Genomic DNA, 25,710 nt, shown 5'->3' on the forward strand with positions numbered 1-25,710 from the left:
TTTCGAAGGCGTCCCGCTTCCCAGGTGACGCGCTGGAGACTATCTTGGTCGCAGCCCGCATGGCTGATCTATCCACTTTCTCCGGCAATGAATGCACCAAAAGAGTGCAACTAGGACCGAGCGTGACAACCGCCAATGCCCTGCAAGTCCAGGCTTTCCACACCACCGACGTGACCGAACAAGTACGTGCCACCCCTGGGTGGCAGCAGCAGTACCGGCAGATGTCGCCCGGGCATTTCAGCGGAGAGCTGCGTTGCCTGGGGCTGGACGGGGTGGAGGTCTACGAGGAGCGGTTGAACACCCGGGTGGAGCAGTTTTTCCGCGCACCCAGCGGTTCGCTGGCGTTCTGCTTCGACCGCAGCGAGAACAGCCTGTACCTGCTGAACGAACAGAGCCGCAACATCTGGATCACCCCGGAGAACTACCAGGAAGTGGCGGTCGTGTTCGACCAGGCCTTCCTGGCCCGCCACGGGCTGGACCCGCAGCGCCTGGAAGGGTTGTTCATGGTGCCGCTGGGCAGCGGCCAGAACGCGCTGTTCGGCAGCTGGCTGAGCGCGACGCTGACCCGCCTGGGCCAGGCGGATTGCCCGCTGCAGGGGCAGGCCCTGGCGGAGCAACTGCTGGAAGACTGCCTGTTCATCCTCGACAACGCCTGCCAGCGCCTGCAGGGCGTGGCATTGGGCCGGCGTGACGAGGAACGGGCGATCATGCGCCGGGTGAGCGAGTGGGCGGCCGACTGCCCGGAGGAGACGCTGAACCTGGTGGAGCTGGCGGATGTTGCCGGGGTTTCCCTGCGTCAGTTGCAGCAAGCCTTCAAGGCGTATACCGGGATGCCGCCGGCGCACTGGTTGCGCCTGCGCCGGCTGAACGGTGCGCGGCGCGATCTGCTGCACGGCGGTGAAGTGACCGTGGCCGAGGTGGCGATGCGTTGGTCGTTCTGGCATTTGGGAAGGTTTTCAGAGAGTTACCGGCAGTTGTTCAAGGAGTTTCCCAGCGAGACCTTGAAGCGGGGCAGGGGCTGAATCTGGTGGTGTAGCTGCTGGCCTCTTCGCGGGCTCGCCCGCTCCCACAGGGACCTCACAATACCTGGCCCTGAGGTGATCCTGTGGGAGCGGGCAAGCCCGCGAAGAGGCCGGCCCAGGCAATACACAACCCAGCATTCCACAGCGAAAATTGCTATCGTGCCGCCCTGATTCCACCCGAGGTGCCGATGTTCTACCTGCCTTTGCCCAGCGACCAGGCCGACCGCCTCGCCAGCGAGCCCACCACCGACTTCTTCACCACCGCCAGCGTCCTCGACGCCGCCGCAGTGCTGTTCGTGCAGAACCTGCCGCGCCAGCCCGCCACCGCCTCGGCGGATACGCAGGAACGCCGCTTTGCCGAAATAGTGCGCATTGCCAACGAGGTCGAAAGCGCCGCGCCGGGGCGCTTCCCGGGCCAGGTGGCGCAGCACTTCGATCGCGAAGCCTTCGCCATGGGCCTGGGCATGCTGGGCGAAAACGGTATCGCACTGCTGTCGACCGAGGTGGAGTACCAGGCCGACGAACTGCTGGACGCCGAGGGCCAGTGGAACTTCCAGTTCGCCGACAGCTACCGCCAGCGGGCAACCCCGCTGCACCCGGTGTACCTGCCTTCCCTGGCCAGCGACCTGATGCTCAGCGACCAACAGAACCGCCTGCTGCGCGAATTCCTCAGTGGTATCGATGAGTCGGTGGCGGTTCAGGGCTTTGCCGGCACCGGCAAGACCTTCCTGATTCACCAGTTCGCCCGTTTGCTCGAGCCGCAGCGCACGCTGTTGCTGGCCTTGACCGAAGGCCAGCTGCGCGCGCTGCAGGCGCGGGTCAAGGATGCCGCCGCCTACACCGCACTGACCTTCGGCCAGCTGGCCGACGAGCTGCTCAACCGCGACCTCACCAGCAATGGCTGGCGCCTGCGCGACCCGTATCGCACCAAGCTTTCGTGGCGCCCGCAGGATGCGCAGGTGGTACGTTGGCTGGCCATTCCCGACATCGGCCCGCTCGCCGCGCGCGATGTGGTTGCCTTGTGCATCCGCGCGGTGCGCACGTTCTGCCACAGCGCCGACACCCAGCTGCAGTTGCACCACCTGCCCTGGGCCGGGCCGGGGACCACGCCACTGGACCAGGAAGTGTTGCTGGAAAAGGCACGGCTGTACTGGCAGGAGCTGATTCGCCCGTCGGCACGGGAAATCCAGTTGCCGGTGCGCGACTACCACCGGGTCAAACTGCTGTCGCTGACCGGTTATGTGATCGACAGCCGCTACACCCATGTCATCGTCGACGAGGCCCACGAGCTGTCGGCACCGATGCTTGCCGTGCTCGATCGCAGCCCGCAGTCGATCATTGCCCTGGGTGACGAGCTGCAGAACCTAAACGGCCTCAGCGCGCACCATGGCGGCTTCATCCGCCAGCGTTACATCGACCACTCGCTGCGGGCCGGCCCGGCGATGGACAACGTGCTCAACCCGCTGATCCAGGCCCACCCGGCGGCGATCCAGGCAGCCTTCAGCGGCAGCGCCGAGCATTACACCCGGGTCAGCTTCTTCGATGCGGTAACGGTGCCGGAACAGCCCACGGCGTTGATCGTCGACGATGAATGGGGCCTGTTTGGCTGGTTCCAGCGCCTGACCCACCAGGGCGTGCCGTTCGTGCTGCTGAAAAGCGCGCGCAAGGACTTCGAGCTGTTCGTCGAAGACTGTATCGAGCTGTACCGCCATGGCACCCGGCCGCGTCACCCGATGCTGTTCCGCTATGCCAGCTGGCAGGCGCTGGAGCAGGACAAGGGTGATGACAAGGCGTTCGTCGCCGTGGCCAACATGCTGCGCAAGGGCTACACGCCAGAGCACTTTGCCAGGGCCAAGAGCCGTTACCGTTGGGACAAGGCGCCCAAGCTGTTCCTGGGGCGGGTGCGGGATGTGAAGAACATGGAGTTCGCCCGGGTGATGGTGTCGCCGGAGCTGATGGTGGTGCCGCAGGTGGCGGGGAACCGCAATGAACGGGCGCGGATGCTGGCGGGGTTGTATACCGCCTGTTCGCGGGCGCGGCATGAACTGATCGTGCCGGGGGGGATGCTGGACTGGGTCAAGGACCAGGTTCGGGATTGAGCCCTGGGGCCGCTTTTTCAGCCCTTCAAAGTCCTTGTGGGAGCGGGTTCACCCGCGAACACCGGCGCAGCCGGTGCCGGGCACCGTGTCGCCTGATTCGCGGGTAAACCCGCTCCCACAGGGCTGCAAAGCAGCCCCAGGGTCATGAATCAGTTACGGTCCAGCCACACAGTCTGGGCATTGGTGAACTCACGCACACCAAAGTGCGACAGCTCACGCCCGAAGCCGCTCTTCTTCACCCCGCCAAACGCCACGCGGGGGTCGGAAGCGCAATAGCCGTTGATGAACACGCCGCCGGTATCCAGCGCCGCGGTCATGCGCTCGGCCAGCGCGTAGTCGGCGGTGTAGATGGTCGAGGCCAGGCCGAACTCGCTGTCGTTGGCCAGCTCCACCGCATGCTCCGCATCACGTGCGCTGATGATCGCCGCCACCGGCCCGAACAGCTCCTGCTTGAACGCAGTCATCTGCGGGGTGACGTTGGCGAACACGGTCGGCGCGTAGAAGTTGGCAACGCCATCGACCTTGTGGCCGCCCAGCAGCAGGGTGGCGCCTTCGGCGATGGTCGCCTGGACCTGGCCATCCAGCTCGTCGCGCAGGTCGTAACGGGCCATCGGGCCGATGTAGGTACCTTCTTCCAGCGGGTTGCCGACCTTCAGCTCGCGAGTGGCCTCGACGAACTTGCGGGTGAATTCGTCAACGATGCTTTCCTCGACGATCAGGCGCTTGGCCGCAGCGCAGACCTGGCCGGTGTTCTGGTAACGGCCGATCACGGCTGCTTTCACGGCGGCATCCAGGTCGGCGTCGGCCAGCACGATGAACGGGTCGGAACCGCCCAGCTCCAGCACGCACTTCTTCAGCGCGGCGCCGGCTTGTGCACCAATCGCCATGCCGGCACGCACGCTGCCGGTCAGGGTCACGGCGGCGATGCGCGGGTCGTTGATGGCGCGGGTGACGCCGTCCGGGGTCACGTTCAGCACTTCGAACACGCCTTCCGGCAGGCCGGCATCCTTGAACAGCTCGCCCAGCAGGTAGGCGCTGCCCATCACGTTCGGCGCGTGCTTGAGTACGTAGGTGTTGCCGGCCAGGATCGCCGGCACGGCGCCGCGCAATACCTGCCAGACCGGGAAGTTCCAAGGCATCACGGCCAGGATCGGGCCCAGCGGGCGGTATTCGATGCGGGCTTTCTCGACCTGGGTCGGCTCGGCGGCGAGCATGGCCGGGCCATGTTCGGCGTACCAGCGGCACAGGCCGACGCACTTGCTGACTTCACCACGGGCCTGGGCGACAGGCTTGCCGATTTCGCGGCTGATCATTTGCGCGAAGGCTTCGGCCTTGGTTTCGAGGGTGCTGGCCAGGGCAAGCAGGTACTCGCTGCGCTGACCCAGCGACACCTGGCGCCACTGGCGGTAGCCAACCTTGGCGCGTTGCAGCGCCGCTTCCAGTGCGGCGTCGGTGTCGAACGGGTAGGCGCCGATCTGCTCGCCGCTGTACGGGTCGAGGGAGATGGCGTGGGTCAGGCTGCTGATCGCGCTCATGGCGGGACACTCTCGTTGTTGTTGAACCGTGACGCCAGACTAGTGGGCTATGGCTTTAATGAAAACTGAATAATAATGAGCGAAACATTCACGTTTGGAGAAAGGCTGTGGACCTGGTGCAACTGGAGATCTTCAAGGCCGTGGCAGAGCAGGGCAGCATCAGTGCCGCCGCGCAGCATATCCATCGGGTGCCGTCGAACCTGACCACGCGTATCAAGCAACTGGAGGAGGACCTGGGCGTGGAGCTGTTCATCCGCGAGAAGAGCCGCCTGCGCCTGTCCCCCGCAGGCTGGAACTTCCTCGAATACACCCGGCGCATCCTCGACCTGGTGCATGAGGCGCGGTTGACCGTGGCCGGTGAAGACCCGCAAGGCACCTTCGCCCTGGGGTCGCTGGAAAGCACGGCCGCGGTGCGCATCCCGGCCTTGCTGGCGGCCTACAACCAGCGCTACCCCAAGGTCGACCTGGACCTGTCCACCGGGCCGTCCGGGACCATGCTCGAAGGCGTGTTGTCTGGCCGCCTGGTGGCGGCGTTCGTCGACGGGCCGGTGCTGCACCCGACGCTGGAAGGCATGCCGGTGTTCGAGGAAGAAATGATGGTCATCGCGCCGCTCAACCACGCCCCGGTAACCCGCGCCCAGGACGTCAACGGCGAAAGCATCTACGCCTTCCGCGCCAACTGTTCGTACCGCCACCACTTCGAGAACTGGTTCGTGCAGGACCAGGCAGTGCCGGGCAAGATCCACGAAATGGAGTCGTACCACGGCATGCTGGCCTGCGTCAGCGCCGGCGCCGGCCTGGCCATGATGCCGCGCAGCATGCTCGACAACATGCCCGGTTGCAGCACCGTCAGTGCCTGGCCGATGTCGGAGGATTTCCGTTACCTGAAGACCTGGCTGGTGTGGCGCCGGGGCACGGTATCGCGCAGTTTGAGCATGTTCGTGAAACTGCTCGAGGAAGGGCGCGCAACCTGATGTTCCAGCGCAATATCCACACCGTTGATGCGAATTTCATCAAGATGACCATGCATCAGCACGAACGCCGTTACGCCCGAAGGATCAGATAATAGGTAAGCCATCCTCGAAAGGAGGGTCGTACCATGCGTAACCATCACTATGCCCTCGGCGCGGCGCTGCTGATCGCCCTGGCGCTGCCATGGACCCTGGCGGCCGCCTCCGACCACAATGCCCCCATCGACATGCAGGCCGTGCAACTGCAACAGCAGGAGCAGAACGGCGTCCGCTACCTGCAAGGCGGCATCGGCCAGGATGAAGCCAACGCCCTGCGCAAGACCCCGGGCTATGACCTGCACGTGGAACTCTCCACCGGCCCGGAAGGCAAGTTCCAGAGCGGTGCCACCGTCGACATCCAGAATGCACAGGGCCAGCCCGTGCTCAGCCTTACGGATGCCGGGCCGCTGCTGTATGTGCAGTTGCCTCCCGGTAAATACAAAGTCACTGGCAACGCCCAGGGTGAGACGGTGCAGCAATTGGTGACCGTGAATGGCAAGACCCCCGCAACCGTGAACCTGAACTGGCGTTGATGGAAAAACGGGCAGGAGTACGGATGTGCTCCTGCCTGAAAGGAGCGCATCGCCATGAGCCTGGACCTTCAGCTGGAGATGTTGGACGAGCGGGGCTATGTGTTGCTCCCCGGTGTGCTCGAACCCTTGCGTATCGCCTTGTTGCGCTGCGCTATCGATGACCTGCAGCCCATCCACTGGGATTACCAGGGGCTGCTGGAACACTACAAGTGCGTGTTCAACCGCAACCCGTTGTGGTTGCCCTTTCTCGACCTGCCGCCGCTGATTGCCCTGGCCGAAGCGGCACTGGGCGCCGACTGCCATGTGATCGGCCAGACCGCCTGGCGCAGCCACCCGGGCTACCCCGGCGTGGCCCTGCACCTGGACCATCTGCCCATGCAGTTGCCCGACTGGCTCAGCGAGCGCGGCGACTTCACCCAGCCCCCGCAGATCCTGACTGCGCAGCTGTACCTGAGCGATATCGACCATCACATCGGGCCGACCTGGATTGTGCCCGGCAGCCACCGCGCGGCGCGGCCACCGCAGGCTGGCGAGCAACACTGGCAGGGCCGTGAGGCCCAGCCGGTGCTGTGCAAGGCAGGGGACGCGCTGGTGTTTCGCAGCGATGTCTGGCACAGCGGCGGGGCCAACTGCACCCAGTCACGCGAGCGCGACATGCTGCAAGTGCACTATGGCCGGCGCATGGTCGCGCAGAAGTTTTCGCCGTACCTGAACTGGCGTTTCAACCCGCAGGTGCTGGAGGAGGCCACACCCAGGCAAAGGCGCCTGCTGGGCGAACACCAAGAGGCGGAATACGACTGACCGCTGCTGTTCGGCATGGCAGATGCTGGCGCAGGGTATTAGCCAATGGTGGCAATTCACTTTCAACTTTCTGTTTATCTGGTCGATAATCAGAAAAGTATTACTTCGTGTGACCGGTCTGGATGCATCCGGTCACCACATAAGATCGAGGGGCCCAAGCCCCCACTTGCCGTATAGACCATCAGGAGAAGTCATTGATGAAAACCCGTCTAGCAGCTTCGCTGGCTGCTGCAGTGCTGGCCTTTGCCGGGGCGAATCTGGCCCAGGCAGCGCAGGTGAGCGGCGCCATTGGCGCCACTGGCCAAGGTGACATGACCTACCGTATCGGCCTGTCGTTCGACTGGGACAAGAAATGGCTGGAAAGCAGCACCGGTCATCTGACCGGATACTGGGATGCGGCCTACACCTATTGGGAAGGCGGTGAGGCCAGTGGCGCGCACTCGCTGTCGTTCAGCCCGGTGTTCACCTACGAGTTCAGCGGTTTCACCTATACCCCGTACATCGAGGCCGGCATTGGTCTGGCGGCGTTTTCCAAGACCGACGTGGGCGACCAGCGCCTGGGCTCGTCGGTCAACTTCGAAGACCGCATCGGCTTCGGCCTGAAACTGCCGGGGGAGCAGAAGGTGGGGATCCGCGCGATGCATTACTCCAACGCGGGGCTCAAGCAGCCTAACGACGGCATCGAGTCGTACTCGCTGTTCTACAGCAAAGGGTTCTGAGACCGGGGGCCGCTTTGCGGCCCATCGCCGGCAAGCCAGCTCCCACAGGGACCGCGTATGGCTGGGACGATGCGGTCGAGGTGGGAGCTGGCTTGCCGGCGATGGGCTGCAAAGCAGCCCCAAGAACGGTCAGAAGGTATACGAAACCCCAGCCTGCACCGTCCGCGGCGCACCCGGGTAGGCGTAGAAGTTGAATGCTCCCTCGTCGTATTCCTTGTTGAAGAGGTTCTTCAGGTCGAGATTGAGGCGAATGTTGTCGTTGACCTTGTAAAAGGCCAGCAGGTCGACAACGGTGTACTGGTCCATGTTGTAAGTCACTGCCTCGGTCTGGCCATTGCGGTCATCGACGTACTTCACCCCAACCCCCAGCCCAAGGCCTTTGGCCAATCCGTCCTGGAATTCGTAGGTGTTGAGCAGGCTGAAGCTGTTCCTTGGAATGTTCGCCAGCCGGGTGCCAGAGGGCAGGCGGTTGTCCTTGGTCACTTCAGCGTCAACGTAGGCATAACCACCGATCACGCGCCACTCCGGCGTCAGGTTGCCGGCGATGTTGATGTCCAGACCACGGCTACGTACTTCGCCAGCGGCAAGGTTGTAGTTGGGGTCCGCCGGGTCGCGTGTCAGCACATTTTCCTTGACGATGTGGTAGATCGCCGCGTCAACGCTCAGCTCACGGTCCGGCGCTTCCCATTTGACACCCAGCTCATACGATTTGCCTTTCTCCGGGTCGAAGCCCGAACCTTGCAGGCTGGCGCCGCTGTTAGGCTTGAACGAACGGGCGGTGTTGGCATAGACAGCGACAGTTTCGGTCAGGTCGTAGATCAGGCCAACGCGCGGGGTGACGCCATTCTCGCCTTTGCTGAAATCTCGGTTTGCGGACCGCTTGTCGTCGTAGTCATGCTCGAAACGCTCGAAGCGAACACCTGCAAGTGCCTTCAAGCGCTCAGTCAGGGCCACCTGGTCCTGGATGAAATACGCCCAGGTCTCGAGCTTCTCGCTGTCCCAGGTGGTTGGTACCGCTGCCAGCTCCGGCCTCGGCTGGCCTAGTACCGGGTTATAGATATCGATCGTGTAGGGCGCGGTGGAACGTCGAATGATCGAGCTGTAGTGATAGTTCTCGTACTCGACGCCGGTCAGCAGGGTGTGGCTGAACGCGCCTGTATCGAAATGCCCGGTGAGGTTCAGCTGCCAGTCGCGGTCGGTCCACTCCAGCTTGCGGTAATTGAAGTTGCGCTGCAGGGTACGGCCATCTGCGGGGGCACTGGTGGCCTCTACAGCATTGCCTTTGAGCGAGCCGTCAAGGTATTGGAAGCCTCCACCCAGCGTCCAGTTGTCGTTGAGCAGGTGCTCGAAGCGCACCTGGGCCATGTTGTTGTCATTGTGCAGCAGGTTGTCGCTGCCTTTCTCCCAGATGTAGGTATCGCGCGAAGCGCTGCCTGCCTGGGTCGGGTAGCGGGTCAGGCCTCGGTCCAACGGATGGTTGTTGCGCATGAAGTCGCCCTCGAAGACGATCTTCGTGCTGTCGTTGACCTGCCAGCTGACTACAGGCGCCACGTCATAGCGCTCGCTTTCCACATCGTCACGGAAGCTTTCGCCGCCTTCGCCCAGCAGGTTCAGGCGGTAGGCCAGCGAGCCGTCCTGGTTCAGCGGCCCGGTGGCGTCCAGGGTCGCACGGTGCATGCCCTGATCATCGAACTGGCTGCCCAGGGTAACTTTCGACTCTGGCAGCGGCTGCTTGCTGACCACGTTGAAGGTGCCGCCTGGGTCGCCACGGCCATACAGGCTGCTGGCCGGGCCACGGATCACTTCCAGGCGCTCGACGGTGTTGGCGTCGGGGGCGTTGGGGTAGCCGCGGTTGATCGGGAAACCATTGCGGTAGAACTCCCCGGTGGTGAAGCCACGCACGGTGAAGGTGGTCAGGCCCTGGCCGCCGAAGTTGTTGGCGCGGCCGACACCGCCGGCGTAGTCCAGGCCGTCCTGCAGGCGCGTGGCGCCGGTGTCTTCCAGTACATCCTTGGGCACCACGCTGACCGATTGCGGGGTTTCGTGCAGGGCGGTGTCGGTGCGGGTGGCGCTGGCCGAGCGGGTAGCCTTGTAACCCTCGACCGGGCCATCGGCACGTTCGCTGTCGGCGCTGCTGGTGATGTTCAGGGCCTGGAGTTCGATCTGGGCGGGTTCGCTGAGCGGTTCAGGCTCGGCAAAGGCCAGCGGAGAGACAGCATGAAGCACACAAAGCGAAACGAACGTGCGACGCATCGACGGTACGATCCTGGAGTAGGGCGCTGAGGGTAGGGTGGGCAAGCGCCGAGAAACTACTACGAATCATTATCAAGTGCATTCTTTTTATGTGGCACTGGTGTACCAGATACCAAGTGGAATTTGTGCTGGATTCTTCGCGGGTACGCCCGCTCCCACAGGTTCGTCACAGGCTCAGGCTTTGTGCATGACCTGTGGGAGCGGGCGCGCCCGCGAATAGGCCAGTTCAGGTGCAGCAGTTCTCAGCGAACCGCCTTGATCGCCAGCACATTGCACAGCGGATGCTCCAGCACATGCGCCGTGGTCCCGCCCAGGAACGTCTGCATGGCGTCATGCCGGTGGCTGCCCATCACGATCACATCCGCCCGGCTGTGCCCGACGAACTGGGCAATCGCCTTGATCGCGGCCCCTTCCAGGAAGTGCCTGCGCTCCAGCGGGATCTGGTGGTGGTCGCCCAGCCTGTTGAACGCCGCACGCTGCGCGGTGCGCACGCTGACATCGAAGCCAGGCATGGTCACCGTGCCGGCGCCGAAGTCGGCAATGTGGGTCTTGGCCGCGTCGCACACATGCAGCAGGTGCAGTTCGGCATTGCACTGCAGGGCCAGGGCATGGGCGCAATGGATCACCTGCTCATCCAGGTGCTCGCCGGCGCCATGGCTGTTCAGGTCCACCGCGGCGGCAATCTGCCGGGGCAGCGGCAGGCGGATATCGCTGACCAGGTGCACGGCGACCGGGCTGTCCTTCAGCAACTGCCAGTCCAGAGGCGTTACCAGCAGGCGCTTGAGCACCGGTTCGTGCTGCACGTCCTTGATCAGCAGGTCGCAACCCAGCCGTTCCACCCGCTCCAGCACGCTGCTCAGCGGGTCGCGGGTCAGCAGCAGTTCGGTAGATACATCCAGGCCGGCGTTGGCCAGTTGCTCGGCTTCGTCCGCCAGCCATTGGCGGTTGTCACTGAGCAGCCGTTCCCGCTCTCGGCTATCGCTCATCAAACCGAAGGTGTCGACATCGTCGACGAACACGTTGATATCCAGCAAGGCACCGCTGGATTCCGCCAGCGCCGCAGCGCGTTGCAGCGCCGGCGTGTGGCGCATCTGCGGGCCGAGCATGACGAACAGACGCTTGAACTGGCTCATCTCACACCTCCACGTGTGGCAGCCCCCCGGTGATCTGGTCTTGTTCAGTCTAGACCGCGCAGGGCCGCATGAGCAGCCGACGGAGGCTGGCGCGGCACGGTGTGTCGGGTATGATGCGGGCCCCATCATTTTCACGAGGCCCGCCCCATGTCCCTGAGTGCTGAACAGATCGGCGAATTCCGCGCCTTTGCCGAGCAGCTGGCCGATGCTGCTGCCGTGGCGATCAAGCCATACTTTCGCGCCAGCCTGGACGTCGAGGACAAGGGTGGGCGCCTGTACGACCCGGTGACCGTGGCCGACAAGGCAGCCGAGGACGCCATGCGCGAGCTGATCCAGGCCCGCTATCCCGACCACGGCATCCTCGGTGAAGAGGCCGGCGTGGCAGTCGGCAGCAGCCCGCTGACCTGGGTGCTCGACCCGATCGACGGTACCCGTGCCTTCATCACCGGCCTGCCGCTGTGGGGCACGCTGATTGCCCTGAACGACGGCACGCGCCCGGTGGTAGGGGTGATGAACCAGCCGTTCACCGGCGAACGCTTTGTCGGCACACCGGAAGGCGCCTGGCGCAGCGGTACGCCGTTGCAGACCCGCGCCTGTGCCGACCTGGCCTCGGCCACGCTGATGTGCACCACCCCGGACATGTTCGATACCGCCGCGCGCAAGGCTGCGTTCGAGGCCGTTGCCGGCAAGGCGCGCCTGATGCGCTACGGTGGCGATTGCTATGCCTACTGCATGCTGGCTTCCGGGTTTGTCGACGTGATCGTCGAGGCGAGCCTGCAGCCGTATGACGTGCAGGCGCTGATGCCGATCATTGAAGGGGCGGGCGGGGTGATCACGGCGTGGGATGGCAGCAGCGCGCAGAATGGCGGGTGCGTGGTGGCCTGTGGTGACCCGGCGCTGCATGCACAGGTGGTGGAGATGTTGCGTCACGCCATGTGATCGATGTGTTGCTTGTGCCGGCCCCTTCGCGGGCTTGCCCGCTCCCACAGGTTCATCACAGGTGCTGCGGGCTGTGCGGTCCCTGTGGGAGCGGGCAAGCCCGCGAAGAGGCCGGCACAGGTATCCACCCCCCCCGATCACCGCACTTTTTCCAATTTCCGGGCTCTATGTTTGGCCAGGCCACACTGATCCCCGGTGCGGCCGCCGAATATCGACCCGGTGCCGATGGTTGCAAGCAAGCCAAAATTCTTCCTCCGCCTGCTATTGGCAGGCACCCTCACGTGCCTGTGCGCCTGCACCCAGCAGCAGGGTCGCGACATGGTCAACCAGCTCGGCAACGGCAAGCCCAGCGAACTGTTCCAGACCAGCGTCGACCGCCTGGCCACGCTGTCCATGCGCGACAATCTGCAGAGCTTGTACCTGCTGATGAACAAGCTTTACCTGCGCAACCCCAACCAGTGGAAGCTGTCCGGCTACGTGGACGCTGCCACTGCCGAGCGGCAGATCCGTATCGCCATCGAACAACGCCAGCCCTTGCCGCAACTGGGCAACCGTCGCGACCTGGCCGCCTTGAGCTATGCCCTGAGCCCCGAGTTTCGCGGTGACCGGGTCGGCGCCTTCATCTACGCCATCGGCAGCATGCTGATCACCGCGCACGGCGGCCGTACCGAGTTCTACATGACCGATACCATCGACCCGCTGTTCATCAACAACGCGGCGCGCAATATCGAGAAGGCCACCTGGATGTTGAGCCAGCGGCAGGATGCCAACGGCGTGCTGCTGTTGTTCTCCAACGAAATCTCGGAAGAGGGCAGCAACCTGAGTTTTGCCGTGGAGTTCGGCAAGATCGTGGCACGGCTGGACTTGCTGGCGGAGTTGCTGGATGAGCGGTACAGGCGGATTGGCTTGAATTATGCGCAAAGCCTGCTGTTGATGAACTTCCTGCCAGTGCAGTGAAGTGGGCGGTTCCGGGTTGCCTGTACCGGCCTCTTCGCGGGCATGCCCGCTCTCACAGGTACTTCATCGCACTTCAGGCTGGTGATATCCCTGTGGGAGCGGGCGTGCCCGCGAAGGGGCCAGCACAGGCAACCGACATTCAGCGGGTACGCAACGACTCCAGCAACGGCTGAAACTCCGCCAGCAACCAGTCCCGCAAGCGGCAGCAACTGGAGTCATGGTCCTTGTCTTCGTTGAACGCCAGGAAGTGGAAGGTATCCTTGAGCACCAGTTCCTCTTCCACCGGCCTTGCCAGCAGCCCTTGGGCCACCAGCGGCTCTACCAGGTGGTGCCAGCCCAGCGCCACGCCCTGGCCACCCAGGGCCAGCTGCACCAGCAGGTTGTAATCGTTGGCATTGAAGAAGTGCGGGCCGGTGTTGGCGCGGCTTTTCAGGTCGATGTCATGGAACGCCAGCCAAACGTTCCAGTCCACGTGCTCGGCCACCTGCGAGCGGCCATAAGGGCTGAGGTTCAACAATGTGCCATCACGCAGCCCCTGCAGGGTACGCACCTCCGGGTGCTGCGCCAGGTACAGCGGCGTGCACACCGGGTAGATCACATCGTGGTTGAGCTGGTGCGAGCTGTAGCCCGCCTGCACCTTGCCCAGTTTGGTGATGTAGATGTCCGGGCGCACCCCGGGCTCCATGGCCAGGAAGTTCTGCGTGGTCACCAGGTTGATGTCGATGTCCGGGTTCTCATCGAAGAACCTCGGCATCCGCGGCCCCATCCACAAGGCGGCGAAGGCCGGTGAACAGCAAAGGGTGACCACCTGCTTGCTGTTGGTGTTGCTGCGAATGCGCTCGGCAGCCTGGGAAATGTTGACGAACGACAACTGCACCGCATCGAAGAAGATCGAGCCGGCCACCGTCAGCTCCACCGCACGGCCCACGCGGGTGAACAACTCGGCGCCCAGGTAGGTTTCCAGTTCGCGGATTTGCCGGCTGACCGCTGCCTGGGTCACGCACAGCGCCTCGGCGGCGCGGGTGAAGTTCTGGTACTTGGCGGCGGCGACGAAGACTTTGACCGCACGCAGCGAGGGCATCTTGATCAGCGTCTGATCGGGTTCGGAGTGTCTGACCATGTCGGTGGGGTGCAGGTCCTTTGTAGGAGCAGTCTTGTGCTGCGAAAGGGCCCCTACAGGCACCCATGGCTCAAGTGTATGAGCCGGTCTCTTCGCTGCACAAGGCTGCGCCTGCATTCAAGCGCACTGCGCCAGGCTGTGGCTCGGGGCTCAGGCCCTGATTGATAACTTCAGGTAATGGTTTGCGTGAAACAAATGTCGTTGGACCCGCTCTGGATCAAGGCCTAACGTTAAACCCACGGCGCGACATTCGAGACATCGATAGTCGGACAACTTTGAAGCAGGACATTCTGCGTGCCGGTTTTGACTCACGTTCGAATTTGAACGGACTGCCAAGCGTACTCGCACTGATCTCTACCCGCCTTATTGAAAGTGCGATGTTGAAAGATTGGTTAATAAGCATAATAAAGAGGGTCGTATGAGCCATGCCGATGAGATTCTTTCGGTAAAAAACATCTTCAAAGTGTTCGGTCCCAACCCGAACATGGCCATGGAGATGCTCCGCAAGGGGGCCGACAAGAACGAAATCTTCAGCAAGACCGGCCACGTCGTCGGCGTGTTCGATGCAAGCTTTTCCGTCAAGCGTGGCGAAATCTTCGTCATCATGGGCCTGTCCGGTTCGGGCAAGTCGACCATGGTGCGGCTGTTCAACCGCCTGATCGAGCCCACCTCCGGCAGCATTCACCTCAACGGCAAGGAAATCACCGGGCTCTCCGACAAAGCCCTGCTGGATGTGCGCCGCAAGGAAATGGGCATGGTGTTCCAGTCCTTTGCGCTGATGCCGCACATGAGCGTGCTGGAAAACACCGCGTTCGGCCTGGAAATTGCCGGCGTAGCGGAGGCCGAACGCCACAGCCGCGCCCGTGAAGCATTGAGCCAGGTTGGCCTGGCCGGCCATGAAAACAGCTACCCGCACCAGTTGTCTGGCGGCATGCAGCAGCGTGTAGGCCTGGCCCGGGCCCTGGCCAACGACCCGGCGATCCTGCTGATGGACGAGGCGTTCTCCGCGCTCGACCCGCTGATCCGCAGCGAGATGCAGGGCGAGCTGATCCGCCTGCAGGCCGAGCAGCAGCGCACCATCATCTTCATTTCCCACGACATCGAGGAAGCCATCCGCATCGGCCATCGCATCGCGATCATGGAAGGTGGCCGCGTGGTGCAGATCGGCACCCCGCAGGAGCTGATCAACCAGCCGGCCAACGACTACGTGCGCACCTTCTTCAAGAGCTTCGACAGCTCGCGGGTGCTCAAGGCCGGTGATGTGGCCAAGTTCGACCCGGCGGTGGTGTGCAAGGTCAACGGCAAGGCACCGAGCTTCCAGGCCGGCGTGCCGTTCGGCTACCTGGTCGACGACCGCGGGCAGTTGCTGGGCGTGGTCGACACCGACGCCAACGGCGCTACCGCCAGTGAGCGTTACAGCCTGCACGAGCAGTGCCCGGTGTACACCGATACGCCACTGCACGAAGTGCTCGGGGTGGCGGCCGACCTGCCGTACCCGGTACCGGTGCTCGACCGCCAGGGCGCCTTCAAGGGCACGCTGTCGAAGAACGAGCTGTTGCAGACCCTGAGCCGCCACTAATACCCAGAGGTACACCCTCATGTCCGAATTCAGCATTCTCGACCCGTTCCAGGCGGCCACCATCCCCTTGGGCGACTGGGTCACCGCCACCCTGAACTTCCTGGTGCACAACTTCCGCGAGGTGTTCCGCGCCATCCGCTGGCCGATCGACCAGGTGCTCAATGGCATCGAGTTCACCCTGCAGAGCATCCCACCCACCATCGGCATCATTCTCTCGTCGCTGCTGGGCTGGCAGCTGGCCGGCAAGCGCATGGCCGTGCTGTGCTTCGTCACCCTGACCCTGCTCGGCCTGATCGGCGTATGGGCCGAGTCGATGACCACCCTGGCGCTGGTGCTGACCTCGGTATTCTTCTGCGCGGTCATCGGCATACCGCTTGGCATCCTGTGTGCCCGCAGCGACCGCCTGGAGCGCATCATCCGCCCGCTGCTCGACGCCATGCAGACCCTGCCGGCCTTCGTCTATCTGGTACCGGTGGTGATGCTGTTCGGCATCGGCAACGTGCCCGGCGTGCTGGTGACCATCGTGTTCGCCCTGCCGCCACTGGTGCGCCTGACCAACCTGGGCATTCGCCAGGTGCCGGAAGACAAGATCGAGGCCGCCCGTGCCTTCGGCTGCACGCCGCGGCAGATGCTGACCCGCGTGCAACTGCCGTTGGCCACCTCGACCATCATGGCCGGCCTCAACCAGACCTTGATGCTGTCGCTGTCGATGGTGGTGATCGCCTCGATGATTTCCGTCGGCGGCCTGGGCCAGATGGTCCTGCGCGGTATCGGCCGCCTCGACATGGGCCTGGCCACGGTCGGTGGCGTAGGGCTGGTGCTGCTGGCGATCTTCCTTGACCGCCTGACCCAGGCCATGGGCGCCCGCACCAGCGCCGACCCGAGCCTGCGCTGGTACCACACCGGCCCGGTAGGCGTGGTCATGCGCCTGTGTGGCGTGGCGCAACCGCAAGGGCGGCGCAAGACCGCCTGAGCACTGCAAGGCTTTTGAGACGTTCGATCTGCCGCACTTGAAGATAAAAATCAGAAGAAGGTAAGCGACGATGCACGAATCCAAGTTCTCCCGCAGCATCCTCAAATGCGCCACTGCGCTGACCCTGGTGGCAGCCGCGCTGGGCGCGCACGCCTCGGCCGAAAAACCGGGGGAGGGCGTGAAGGTTACGCCGATCTTCCCCTCCATCGCCGAAGAGCGCTTCCGTGGCGAAGTGGCCATGGAAGGCCTGCGCGAGCTGGGCTACAAGGTCCAGGAGCCGAAGGAGACCGAGTACGGCGTGATGATGGTGGCCCTGGCCAACGGCGATGCCGACTTCACCGTGCACCTGTGGGACAAACTGCACAACCAGTTTTACCAGCAGGCCGGTGGTGACGATGTGATGGTCAAGACCGGCGACATTCTGCCGGGCGTGGCCCAAGGCTACCTGATCGACAAGAAAACCGCTGACCAGTACAACATCAAGTACATCACCGACCTCAAAAAGCCAGAGATCGCCAAGCTGTTCGACACCGACGGTGACGGCAAGGCCGACATGACCGGTTGCAACCCGGGCTGGGGTTGCGAGCTGGTGATTGCCCACCACATGAAAGCCTACGACCTGGACAAGAGCATCACCGTCAACCAGGGCTCGTACTTCGCGCTGATGGCCGACACCATCACCCGTTACAAGGAAGGCAAGCCGATCTTCTACTTCACCTGGGTGCCACAGTGGATCGCCAGCGTGCTGGTCGAGGGCAAGGACGTGGTCTGGCTGGAAGTGCCGAAGACCGACCTGCCGGATGGCAAGAATGATGTCGACACGATGTACCACGGCAAAAACCTCGGCTTTGCCATCGACAAGGTGGTGGCCGTGCTGAACAAGGACTTTGCCGAAGAGAACCCGGCAGCGCTGAAGTTCCTGTCGCTGGTGCAGATCAGCACCGACGACGAGAGCAACCAGAACCTGAAGATGCAGCAGGGCGAGAAGAAGCCTGCCGACATCACCCGCCATGCCAAGGAATGGGTAGCGGCGCACCGCCAGCAGTTCGACCAGTGGCTGCAGGCATCGCGTGACGCGGCTGCACAGGCCAGCAAGTAACCTGTTCCATCAGTGCTGGCTTCTTCGCGGGCTTGCCCGCTCCCACAGGATCACCACAGGCTTGAGTACTGTGGTTTCCCTGTGGGAGCGGGCAAGCCCGCGAAGAGGCCACCGCGATTTCCGCAGTAGAGTTAAAGCCATGAGCCACTTCGAAAGCATCCTCAAGAACACCAACCTGGCCCACCTGGACCCGGCCATCCGCACTTCGCTGTCGATGCCATGCCAGCGTGTCGCCTTCGTCCTGCGCGAGCACTTCTCGATGATGGCCTTCACCGCCGCCATGGACAGTCTGGTCACCGCCAACCTGATGAGTGCCACGCCGTTGTTCCAGATTCAGGTAGTGGGTGAGGGTACCCAGGTGATGAGTGACCTTGGCATCGCCCTGCCGATCAACACCCAGCTGGCCGACCTGGAGGTGCAAGGCCTGGACTGCCTGCTGGTGTGTGGCGGCTTCCGTGTGCGCCTGGAAACAGCACCGCTGCTGCGCGCCAGGCTGCGCCAGGCCGACCAGCACGGCTGCCAGCTGGGCGGATTGTGGAACGGTGCCTACTTCCTGGCCGAAGCGGGATTGCTCAACGACCATGATTGCGCCTTCCACCCCGATGGCCGGGCGATGATGAGCGAGCTGTTCCCCAAGGTGCGCATCAGCCGCCAGGCCCATGTGCTGGACCGCCGGCGCATGAGCTGCGCGGGCGCCAGTAGCGCCCTGGACATGATGCTGGCGCTGCTTGAACAGTGCGGTGGCGTAGCGTTGCGCCGCGCCGTAGAGCAGATGCTGGCGTGCGACCGGGCGCGGGTACTGAGTGATGCACCTGCCAGCTCGCCGGAAATCGACCCCAGCCTGCCCAACGGCGTGCGCCTGGCCCTGGAGCTGATGCACGCCAATATCGAAGACCCGATCGGCATCGACGAGATCGCCGAGCATGCCGGTTTGTCCAGGCGGCATCTGGAGCGCCTGTTCCGCCGGCATGTACAGGCCACACCGCCGCGTTACTATCTGGAGCTGCGGTTGACCCATGCACGGCAGTTGCTGCAGCACACCAGCAAGTCATTGACCGAAGTGGCGGTGGCCAGCGGGTTTGTCAGCTTCCCGCATTTCTACCGGCGCTTCCGTGAGCTGTTCGCCATTGCTCCGCGGCAGTACCGGGCAAGGAGCCAAGGGTGGGCAGGGCGGCAGGATGTGGCTGTGCACTGAGTTATCTACTGTTTGTGCCGGCCTCTTCGCGGGCTTGCCCGCTCCCACAGAGTCTTGCACAGGCCCAGAGGGCTGCGGCGATCCTGTGGGAGCGGGCAAGCCCGCGAAGAGGCCGGCACAGGAAAACACCGTTCGATAAACGAACACTGCCCCTGTCCTGGCTGTCCGCTATCCGCCCATCCATTCCCAAGGTCGCATTGCCCAACCCCCGCCTTTTTGCTTAAGTGTGCCCATCCACCGGTTGTCGCCTGCCCCCGCGACCCGCAGCCGGCTCGATAGAATGACCGTGACGACCGCAACCACAGCCCGCCGGGCCGTAGGAAGCGGCGACCAGAACAATAACGATCCGAGTGCCTTGCCTATGGAAAGCCGCCTGCTGAGCGAGCGCAGTAGCGTGTTTCATCACGCCGACCCTTATGCTGTGTCCGATTATGTCAACCAGCATGTAGGCCAGCATTGCATCGGTCTGTCCCGCACCACTCATCCGCAAGCCAGCCTCAGCCACCGCAAGTTCGCCGAACTCGACCTGTGCCGCATCAGCTACGGCGGCAGCGTGCGCGTTACCTCGCCGGCACTGGAAACCATCTACCACCTGCAGGTGCTGCTCAACGGCAACTGCCTGTGGCGTGGGCACAAGCGCGAGCACCATCTGGTGCCAGGTGAACTGTTGCTGATCAACCCTGACGACCCGGTTGACTTGACCTACTCGGAAGACTGCGAAAAATTCATCCTCAAGGTGCCGACCCGGCTACTGGACTCGATCTGCGACGAACAGCGCTGGCACCGCCCTGATGGCGGGGTGCGGTTCTTGCGCAACCATTACCGGCTGGACGAGCTGGACGGGTTCGTCAACCTGCTGGCCATGGTCTGCCAGGAGGCAGAGGTGAGCGATTCGCTGCCCAGGGTGCAGGGCCATTACAGCCAGATCGTCGCCAGCAAGCTGCTGACCTTGATGAGCACCAATATCCGTCGCGAAAGCCTGGGTTCGCCGGGTGCAAGTCTTGAACGGATCATCGAGCACATCGACCGCAACCTGAAGCTTGAACTGACAGCTGAAGCACTGGCGGAGCAGGCGTGCATGAGCCTGCGCTCGTTGTATGCATTGTTCGACCGGCATCTGCAGACCACGCCCAAGCAGTATGTGCGCCAGCGCAAGCTGGAGCAGGTACATGCCTGCCTGGGTGATGCCAGTTGCGCGGTACGCAGCGTGACCGAACTGGCCATGGATTATGGCTTCATGCACCTGGGGCGGTTTTCCGAGGTGTATCGGCAGCAGTTTGGCGAGTTGCCCTCGGAAACCTTGCGTAATCGTCGCTGAGCCGCACCGGCCTCTTCGCGGGTGAACCCGCTCCCCTAGGGCCCCGCAGAAACACCAGCCTGCACAAAACGGATAGCACCGCGCACAAACCGGATATTCCCGCCCAATACCAATCCCTAACCTGACCAGGTCTAAACAATAACAAGGGAGACCCTGGCCATGTCCCTGGGATTCGACTACCTCAATGCCTTGCTCGAGGACGACCGTGAAAAGGGCATCTACCGCTGCAAGCGCGAGATGTTCACCGACCCACGCCTGTTCGACCTGGAGATGAAACACATCTTCGAGGGCAACTGGATCTACCTGGCCCATGAAAGCCAGATCCCCGAGAAAAACGACTTCCTCACCCTGACCATGGGGCGCCAGCCGATCTTCATCGCGCGCAACAAGGACGGTGAGCTCAATGCCTTCCTCAACGCCTGCAGCCACCGCGGCGCCATGCTCTGCCGGCATAAGCGCGGCAACCGCTCCAGCTACACCTGCCCGTTCCACGGCTGGACCTTCAACAACAGCGGCAAGCTGCTCAAGGTCAAAGACCCAAGCAACGCCGGCTACCCCGACAGCTTCAACTGCGACGGCTCCCACGACCTGACCAAGGTGGCGCGCTTCGAGTCGTACCGTGGCTTCCTGTTCGGCAGCCTGAATGCCGACGTCAAGCCGCTGGTCGAGCACCTGGGCGAGTCGGCCAAGATCATCGACATGATCGTCGACCAGTCGCCGGAAGGCCTGGAAGTGCTGCGCGGTGCCAGCTCGTACATCTACGAAGGCAACTGGAAGCTCACTGCCGAGAACGGCGCCGACGGCTACCACGTCAGTTCCGTGCACTGGAACTACGCCGCCACCCAGAACCAGCGCAAGCAGCGCGAGGCGGGTGAAGAGATCAAGACCATGAGTGCCGGCGCCTGGGCCAAGCAGGGCGGTGGCTTCTACTCCTTCGACCACGGCCACCTGCTGCTGTGGACCCGCTGGGCCAACCCCGAGGACCGCCCGGCCTACGAGCGCCGCGACCAACTGGCTGCCGACTTCGGCCAGGCCCGTGCCGACTGGATGATCGAGAACTCGCGCAACCTCTGCCTGTACCCCAACGTGTACCTGATGGACCAGTTCAGCTCGCAGATCCGTGTTGCCCGGCCGATTTCGGTGAACAAGACCGAAATCACCATCTACTGCATCGCGCCGAAAGGCGAGAGCGCCGATGCCCGCGCCAAGCGCATCCGCCAGTACGAAGACTTCTTCAACGTCAGCGGCATGGCCACCCCGGATGACCTGGAAGAGTTCCGCTCGTGCCAGACCGGCTACGGCGGCGGCACCGGCTGGAACGACATGTCCCGCGGCGCTGCGCACTGGGTGGAAGGCGCCGACGAGGCGGCCAGGGAAATCGAACTCAAGCCGCTGCTGTCGGGCGTACGCACCGAGGACGAAGGCCTGTTCGTGCTGCAGCACAAGTACTGGCAGGACACCATGATCCAGGCCCTGAAGGACGAACAGCAACTGATCCCCGTGGAGGCCGTGCAATGAGCCTTTATGAAGCCGTGCGCGATTTTCTCTACCGCGAAGCGCGCTACCTGGACGATGCCCAGTGGGATCAGTGGCTGGAGCTGTACGCCAGTGATGCCAGCTTCTGGATGCCGAGCTGGGACGATGACGACACTCTTACCGAAGACCCACAAAGCGAAATCTCGCTGATCTGGTACGGCAACCGTGGCGGCCTGGAAGACCGGGTGTTCCGCATCAAGACCGAGCGCTCCAGTGCGACCGTGCCCGACACCCGCACCTCGCACAACATCAGCAACATCGAGATCGTCGAGCAGGGCGAGGGCAGCTGCCAGGTGCGCTTCAACTGGCACACCCTGAGCTTCCGCTACAAGACCACCGACAGTTACTTCGGCACCAGCTTCTACACCCTCGACCTGCGCGGCGAACAGCCGCTGATCAAGGCCAAGAAGGTGGTGCTGAAGAACGACTACGTGCGCCAGGTCATCGACATCTACCACATCTGATCCAGGGTTTTGCGAGCGCTGCCCGGTGCGTCCTGCGACGTGCCGTGGCCCGGCTCGCCCGCGAGGTGCAACATGAGCTACCAGATCGCACTGAATTTCGAAGACGGGGTGACCCGCTTCATCGAGGCCACCGGCCATGAAACCGTGGCCGACGCCGCTTACCGCCAGGGCATCAACATCCCGCTGGACTGCCGCGACGGCGCCTGCGGTACTTGCAAGTGCAAGGCCGAGTCCGGGCGCTATGACCTGGGCGACAACTTCATCGAAGATGCCCTGAGCGAAGACGAAGTCGCCGAAGGCTACGTACTGACCTGCCAGATGCGCGCCGAAAGCGACTGCGTCATCCGCATCCCGGCCTCGTCGCAGCTGTGCAAGACCGAGCAGGCCAGCTTCGAGGCCGCCATCAGCGATGTCCGCCAGCTGTCGGCCAGCACCATTGCCCTGTCGATCAAGGGCGAGGCCCTCAGCCGCCTGGCTTTCCTGCCGGGGCAGTATGTCAACCTCAAGGTGCCGGGCAGCGAGCAGAGCCGCGCCTATTCGTTCAGCTCGCTGCAGAAGGACGGCGAGGTCAGCTTCCTGATCCGCAACGTGCCGGGCGGGCTGATGAGCAGCTTCCTGACCAACCTGGCCAAGGCCGGCGACAGCATGACCCTGGCCGGTCCGCTGGGCAGCTTCTACCTGCGGCCGATCCAGCGTCCGCTGCTGCTGCTGGCCGGTGGCACCGGCCTGGCGCCGTTCACGGCGATGCTGGAGAAGATCGCCGAGCAGGGCAGCGAGCACCCGCTGCACCTGATCTACGGCGTGACCAACGACTTCGACCTGGTCGAGCTCGACCGCCTGCAGGCGCTGGCGGCGCGCATCCCCAACTTCACCTTCAGCGCCTGCGTGGCCAACCCGGACAGCCAGTACCCGCAGAAGGGCTACGTGACCCAGCACATCGAACCGCGCCACCTCAACGACGGCGATGTGGATGTGTACCTGTGCGGCCCGCCACCGATGGTCGAGGCGGTCAGCCAGTACGTGCGCGAGCAGGGCATTACCCCGGCGAACTTCTACTACGAGAAGTTCGCGGCGGCGGCCTGATTCCTTTTATTCCAAGTAATACGCCGACCCTGTGGGAGCGGGCGTGCCCGCGAAGAGGCCAGCAGGTTCAACAACTTTGTCTGGTCGGACGCATTCGCGGGCATGCCCGCTCCCACAGGAACTGTGGCGAACCGGAGAGATGGATATGAACAACCGATTCCAAGGCAAGGTCGCCCTGGTCACCGGTGCCGCCCAGGGCATCGGCCGTGGCGTGTGCTGGCGGCTCAAGGCCGAAGGCGCGCAAGTGGTCGCGGTAGACCGCTCCGAACTGGTTCACGAACTCGCCGGCGAGGGCATGCTCACCCTCACCGCCGACCTGGAACAACACGCCGACTGCGCCCGGGTCATGGCCAGCGCGGTTGAAGCATTCGGCCGCCTCGACATCCTGGTCAACAACGTCGGCGGCACCATCTGGGCCAAGCCCTTCGAACACTACGAAGTGGACCAGATCGAAGCCGAAGTACGCCGTTCGTTGTTCCCCACCCTGTGGTGCTGCCATGCCGCACTGCCGTACATGCTCGAACGCGGCAGCGGCGCCATCGTCAACGTCTCGTCCATCGCCACCCGTGGCGTCAACCGCGTGCCCTATGGCGCGGCCAAGGGCGGCGTCAACGCGCTGACTGCGTGCCTGGCCTTCGAAACCGCCGGCCGGGGCATCCGGGTCAACGCCACCGCTCCCGGCGGCACCGAGGCGCCACCCCGGCGCGTGCCGCGCAACAGTGCCGAGCAGACCGAACAGGAAAGGCACTGGTACCAGCAGATCGTCGACCAGACCCTCGACAGCAGCCTGATGCACCGCTACGGCAGCATCGACGAGCAGGTCGGCGCGATCCTGTTCCTCGCTTCCGACGAAGCCTCGTACATCACCGGCGTGACCTTGCCGGTAGGGGGCGGCGACCTCGGCTGAGCGGCACCCACAAGGCAAAGAGCTTTCTTTCACAACAAAAACAAGAGCGACAGATGCCATGCGAACCCTTGACGTACACCCGATCATCGATAACGCGCGCTTTACCCCGTTCCACTGGATGGTCATGGCCTGGTGCGGCCTGCTGCTGATCTTCGACGGCTATGACCTGTTCATCTACGGCGTGGTACTGCCGGTCATCATGAAAGAGTGGGGCCTGACCCCGTTGCAGGCCGGTGCACTGGGCAGCTATGCGCTGTTCGGCATGATGTTCGGCGCCCTGGCGTTCGGCAGCCTGGCCGATCGCATCGGGCGCAAGAAGGGCATCGCCATCTGCTTCGCCTTGTTCTCCGGGGCGACCATCCTCAACGGCTTTGCCAGCAGCCCGAGCGAGTTCGGCATCTACCGCTTCATCGCCGGCCTGGGTTGTGGCGGCCTGATGCCCAACGCCGTGGCACTGATGAACGAGTACGCGCCCAAGCGCCTGCGCAGCACGTTGGTGGCGATCATGTTCAGTGGCTACTCGCTGGGCGGCATGCTCTCGGCGGGTGTCGGCATCTTCATGCTGCCGCGTTTCGGCTGGGAATCGATGTTCTTCGCCGCAGCGGTGCCACTGCTGCTGTTGCCGGTGATCCTCTACCACCTCCCGGAATCGATCGGCTTCCTGGTACGCCAGGGCCGTACCGACGAGGCCCGCAAGCTCCTCAAGCGGCTGGACCCGGATTGCGACCTGCAACCTGACGATGTACTGGTCGCCCCTGTGGGAGCGGGCTTGTCCCGCGAAAGGGCCGGTAAGTTCACCGCTGTAGTCGAACTGTTCCGCAATGGCCTGGCCATTCGCACCCTGGCGCTGTGGCTGGCGTTCTTCTGCTGCCTGCTGATGGTCTACGCGCTCAGTTCCTGGCTGCCGAAGCTGATGGCCAACGCCGGCTACAGCCTGGGCTCGAGCCTGTCGTTCCTGCTGGCGCTGAACTTCGGCGGCATGGCCGGGGCGATCCTCGGCGGCTGGCTGGGCGACCGCTACAACCTGGTCAAGGTCAAGGTGGCGTTCTTCATTGCCGCCGCGCTGTCGATCAGCCTGCTGGGCGTCAACAGCCCGATGCCGGTGCTGTACCTGCTGATCTTCATTGCCGGCGCCACCACCATCGGCACGCAGATCCTGCTGTATGCCGGCGCCGCCCAGCTGTACGGGCTATCGGTGCGTTCCACCGGGCTGGGCTGGGCCTCGGGCATCGGCCGTAACGGCGCCATCGTCGGCCCGCTGCTCGGTGGCGCACTGATGGGCATCAACCTGCCCCTGCAACTCAATTTCATCGCCTTCGCCATCCCCGGCGCAATTGCCGCGCTGGCCATGGCCGTGCACCTGGCCAGCGGCCGTCGGCATGCCCAGGCCATTGCGGCGCAGGCGTAACTCCAGAACAACAACATGAGGTAACCC

Annotated in this window: 22 protein-coding genes; 18 read left to right on the forward strand and 4 right to left on the reverse strand. The window is 63.6% G+C overall.

The genetic code is table 11. The annotated features are described in order from the left end of the window. Positions 1-122: 122 nt before the first annotated feature. Both CAG22_RS03760 and CAG22_RS03765 read left to right on the forward strand, forming a co-directional pair. Positions 123-1,022, forward strand: a complete 900-nt coding sequence (locus CAG22_RS03760) for a helix-turn-helix domain-containing protein (protein ID WP_085589571.1) — start codon at positions 123-125, stop codon at positions 1,020-1,022. Between the two features lie 188 nt (positions 1,023-1,210). Further along, on the forward strand, positions 1,211-3,121 hold the full coding sequence (locus tag CAG22_RS03765) for an AAA family ATPase (protein ID WP_085704451.1): 1,911 nt from the start codon (positions 1,211-1,213) through the stop codon (positions 3,119-3,121). Between the two features lie 149 nt (positions 3,122-3,270). Here the strand turns inward: CAG22_RS03765 and CAG22_RS03770 are convergent, their stop codons facing one another. Continuing rightward, complete coding sequence (locus CAG22_RS03770) at positions 3,271-4,656, reverse strand: aldehyde dehydrogenase family protein (protein ID WP_039613622.1); 1,386 nt, start codon at positions 4,654-4,656, stop codon at positions 3,271-3,273. A 107-nt stretch (positions 4,657-4,763) separates the two neighbouring features. Between CAG22_RS03770 and CAG22_RS03775 the strand changes: the two genes are divergently transcribed. From CAG22_RS03775 to CAG22_RS03790, 4 genes are all read left to right on the forward strand, one after another. Next, positions 4,764-5,630, forward strand: a complete 867-nt coding sequence (locus tag CAG22_RS03775; protein ID WP_013972688.1) for a LysR substrate-binding domain-containing protein — start codon at positions 4,764-4,766, stop codon at positions 5,628-5,630. Between the two features lie 125 nt (positions 5,631-5,755). Then, positions 5,756-6,199, forward strand: coding sequence for a hypothetical protein (locus CAG22_RS03780; protein WP_085704453.1), 444 nt, complete (start codon positions 5,756-5,758; stop codon positions 6,197-6,199). 54 nt (positions 6,200-6,253) lie between these two features. Then, the gene (locus CAG22_RS03785; protein WP_085704455.1) at positions 6,254-7,000 is read left to right on the forward strand and encodes a phytanoyl-CoA dioxygenase family protein; all 747 of its coding nucleotides are present in this window, start codon (positions 6,254-6,256) and stop codon (positions 6,998-7,000) included. Between the two features lie 197 nt (positions 7,001-7,197). Further along, a complete protein-coding gene (locus tag CAG22_RS03790) occupies positions 7,198-7,719 on the forward strand; it encodes an acyloxyacyl hydrolase (RefSeq protein ID WP_085693210.1) in 522 nt (173 codons plus the stop codon). A gap of 129 nt (positions 7,720-7,848) precedes the next feature. Here the strand turns inward: CAG22_RS03790 and CAG22_RS03795 are convergent, their stop codons facing one another. Then, positions 7,849-9,972 (reverse strand): TonB-dependent siderophore receptor, encoded by a 2,124-nt coding sequence (locus CAG22_RS03795; RefSeq protein WP_085704457.1) that lies wholly within the window; start codon positions 9,970-9,972, stop codon positions 7,849-7,851. 242 nt (positions 9,973-10,214) lie between these two features. After that, a complete protein-coding gene (locus CAG22_RS03800) occupies positions 10,215-11,105 on the reverse strand; it encodes a universal stress protein (RefSeq protein ID WP_085704459.1) in 891 nt (296 codons plus the stop codon). Positions 11,106-11,252: 147 nt separating this feature from the next. On the opposite strand from CAG22_RS03800, the gene hisN reads away from it, so the two are divergent. Then, a complete protein-coding gene (gene hisN / locus CAG22_RS03805) occupies positions 11,253-12,044 on the forward strand; it encodes a histidinol-phosphatase (RefSeq protein WP_085693207.1) in 792 nt (263 codons plus the stop codon). Between the two features lie 225 nt (positions 12,045-12,269). Further along, positions 12,270-13,001, forward strand: a complete 732-nt coding sequence (locus CAG22_RS03810) for a hypothetical protein (protein ID WP_085704903.1) — start codon at positions 12,270-12,272, stop codon at positions 12,999-13,001. 139 nt (positions 13,002-13,140) lie between these two features. Here CAG22_RS03810 and CAG22_RS03815 read toward each other — a convergent pair whose 3' ends face one another. Then, positions 13,141-14,121: a LysR family transcriptional regulator gene (locus CAG22_RS03815; protein ID WP_025339032.1), complete on the reverse strand. Its 981-nt coding sequence runs from the start codon at positions 14,119-14,121 to the stop codon at positions 13,141-13,143. Between the two features lie 418 nt (positions 14,122-14,539). Here CAG22_RS03815 and CAG22_RS03820 point away from each other — a divergent pair, with 418 nt between their 5' ends. From CAG22_RS03820 to CAG22_RS03865, 10 genes are all read left to right on the forward strand, one after another. Further along, positions 14,540-15,700, forward strand: coding sequence for a glycine betaine/L-proline ABC transporter ATP-binding protein (locus CAG22_RS03820; RefSeq protein ID WP_025339033.1), 1,161 nt, complete (start codon positions 14,540-14,542; stop codon positions 15,698-15,700). Between the two features lie 19 nt (positions 15,701-15,719). Then, a complete protein-coding gene (gene proW / locus CAG22_RS03825) occupies positions 15,720-16,673 on the forward strand; it encodes a glycine betaine/L-proline ABC transporter permease ProW (protein ID WP_025339034.1) in 954 nt (317 codons plus the stop codon). Between the two features lie 70 nt (positions 16,674-16,743). Beyond that, the gene (gene proX / locus CAG22_RS03830; RefSeq protein ID WP_085693205.1) at positions 16,744-17,772 is read left to right on the forward strand and encodes a glycine betaine/L-proline ABC transporter substrate-binding protein ProX; all 1,029 of its coding nucleotides are present in this window, start codon (positions 16,744-16,746) and stop codon (positions 17,770-17,772) included. Positions 17,773-17,911: 139 nt separating this feature from the next. Next, positions 17,912-18,967: a GlxA family transcriptional regulator gene (locus CAG22_RS03835; RefSeq protein WP_075045176.1), complete on the forward strand. Its 1,056-nt coding sequence runs from the start codon at positions 17,912-17,914 to the stop codon at positions 18,965-18,967. A 361-nt stretch (positions 18,968-19,328) separates the two neighbouring features. Next, positions 19,329-20,285, forward strand: a complete 957-nt coding sequence (locus CAG22_RS03840) for an AraC family transcriptional regulator (protein WP_085704461.1) — start codon at positions 19,329-19,331, stop codon at positions 20,283-20,285. Positions 20,286-20,444: 159 nt separating this feature from the next. Next, positions 20,445-21,803 (forward strand): benzoate 1,2-dioxygenase large subunit, encoded by a 1,359-nt coding sequence (gene benA, locus CAG22_RS03845; RefSeq protein WP_085704463.1) that lies wholly within the window; start codon positions 20,445-20,447, stop codon positions 21,801-21,803. Next, positions 21,800-22,285 carry a benzoate 1,2-dioxygenase small subunit gene (gene benB / locus CAG22_RS03850; RefSeq protein WP_085704465.1) on the forward strand — a complete coding sequence of 162 codons (486 nt, stop codon included), beginning with the start codon at positions 21,800-21,802 and terminating at the stop codon, positions 22,283-22,285. The genes benA and benB overlap by 4 nt, the downstream gene beginning before the upstream one ends. A gap of 72 nt (positions 22,286-22,357) precedes the next feature. Then, a complete protein-coding gene (benC, locus tag CAG22_RS03855; protein ID WP_025339040.1) occupies positions 22,358-23,368 on the forward strand; it encodes a benzoate 1,2-dioxygenase electron transfer component BenC in 1,011 nt (336 codons plus the stop codon). Positions 23,369-23,513: 145 nt separating this feature from the next. Continuing rightward, positions 23,514-24,275, forward strand: coding sequence for a 1,6-dihydroxycyclohexa-2,4-diene-1-carboxylate dehydrogenase (locus CAG22_RS03860; RefSeq protein WP_075045179.1), 762 nt, complete (start codon positions 23,514-23,516; stop codon positions 24,273-24,275). A gap of 58 nt (positions 24,276-24,333) precedes the next feature. Beyond that, positions 24,334-25,683, forward strand: coding sequence for an aromatic acid/H+ symport family MFS transporter (locus CAG22_RS03865; RefSeq protein ID WP_085589585.1), 1,350 nt, complete (start codon positions 24,334-24,336; stop codon positions 25,681-25,683). The last annotated feature ends 27 nt before the right edge of the window (positions 25,684-25,710 follow it).

The sequence above is a fragment of the Pseudomonas sp. B8(2017) genome, assembly GCF_002113575.1.
Lineage (GTDB): Bacteria > Pseudomonadota > Gammaproteobacteria > Pseudomonadales > Pseudomonadaceae > Aquipseudomonas > Aquipseudomonas putida_Z.

Coding starts and splice junctions, on each gene's coding strand:
- proX (WP_085693205.1), top strand. CDS start 16,744: ATGCACGAATCCAAGTTCTCCCGCAGCATCCTCAAATGCGCCACTGCG.
- CAG22_RS03790 (WP_085693210.1), top strand. CDS start 7,198: ATGAAAACCCGTCTAGCAGCTTCGCTGGCTGCTGCAGTGCTGGCCTTT.
- proW (WP_025339034.1), top strand. CDS start 15,720: ATGTCCGAATTCAGCATTCTCGACCCGTTCCAGGCGGCCACCATCCCC.
- CAG22_RS03835 (WP_075045176.1), top strand. CDS start 17,912: ATGAGCCACTTCGAAAGCATCCTCAAGAACACCAACCTGGCCCACCTG.
- CAG22_RS03815 (WP_025339032.1), bottom strand. CDS start 14,121: ATGGTCAGACACTCCGAACCCGATCAGACGCTGATCAAGATGCCCTCG.
- benA (WP_085704463.1), top strand. CDS start 20,445: ATGTCCCTGGGATTCGACTACCTCAATGCCTTGCTCGAGGACGACCGT.
- CAG22_RS03840 (WP_085704461.1), top strand. CDS start 19,329: ATGGAAAGCCGCCTGCTGAGCGAGCGCAGTAGCGTGTTTCATCACGCC.
- CAG22_RS03795 (WP_085704457.1), bottom strand. CDS start 9,972: ATGCGTCGCACGTTCGTTTCGCTTTGTGTGCTTCATGCTGTCTCTCCG.
- CAG22_RS03770 (WP_039613622.1), bottom strand. CDS start 4,656: ATGAGCGCGATCAGCAGCCTGACCCACGCCATCTCCCTCGACCCGTAC.
- CAG22_RS03800 (WP_085704459.1), bottom strand. CDS start 11,105: ATGAGCCAGTTCAAGCGTCTGTTCGTCATGCTCGGCCCGCAGATGCGC.
- CAG22_RS03865 (WP_085589585.1), top strand. CDS start 24,334: ATGCGAACCCTTGACGTACACCCGATCATCGATAACGCGCGCTTTACC.
- CAG22_RS03810 (WP_085704903.1), top strand. CDS start 12,270: ATGGTTGCAAGCAAGCCAAAATTCTTCCTCCGCCTGCTATTGGCAGGC.
- CAG22_RS03785 (WP_085704455.1), top strand. CDS start 6,254: ATGAGCCTGGACCTTCAGCTGGAGATGTTGGACGAGCGGGGCTATGTG.
- hisN (WP_085693207.1), top strand. CDS start 11,253: ATGTCCCTGAGTGCTGAACAGATCGGCGAATTCCGCGCCTTTGCCGAG.
- CAG22_RS03860 (WP_075045179.1), top strand. CDS start 23,514: ATGAACAACCGATTCCAAGGCAAGGTCGCCCTGGTCACCGGTGCCGCC.
- CAG22_RS03780 (WP_085704453.1), top strand. CDS start 5,756: ATGCGTAACCATCACTATGCCCTCGGCGCGGCGCTGCTGATCGCCCTG.
- benC (WP_025339040.1), top strand. CDS start 22,358: ATGAGCTACCAGATCGCACTGAATTTCGAAGACGGGGTGACCCGCTTC.
- benB (WP_085704465.1), top strand. CDS start 21,800: ATGAGCCTTTATGAAGCCGTGCGCGATTTTCTCTACCGCGAAGCGCGC.
- CAG22_RS03820 (WP_025339033.1), top strand. CDS start 14,540: ATGAGCCATGCCGATGAGATTCTTTCGGTAAAAAACATCTTCAAAGTG.
- CAG22_RS03765 (WP_085704451.1), top strand. CDS start 1,211: ATGTTCTACCTGCCTTTGCCCAGCGACCAGGCCGACCGCCTCGCCAGC.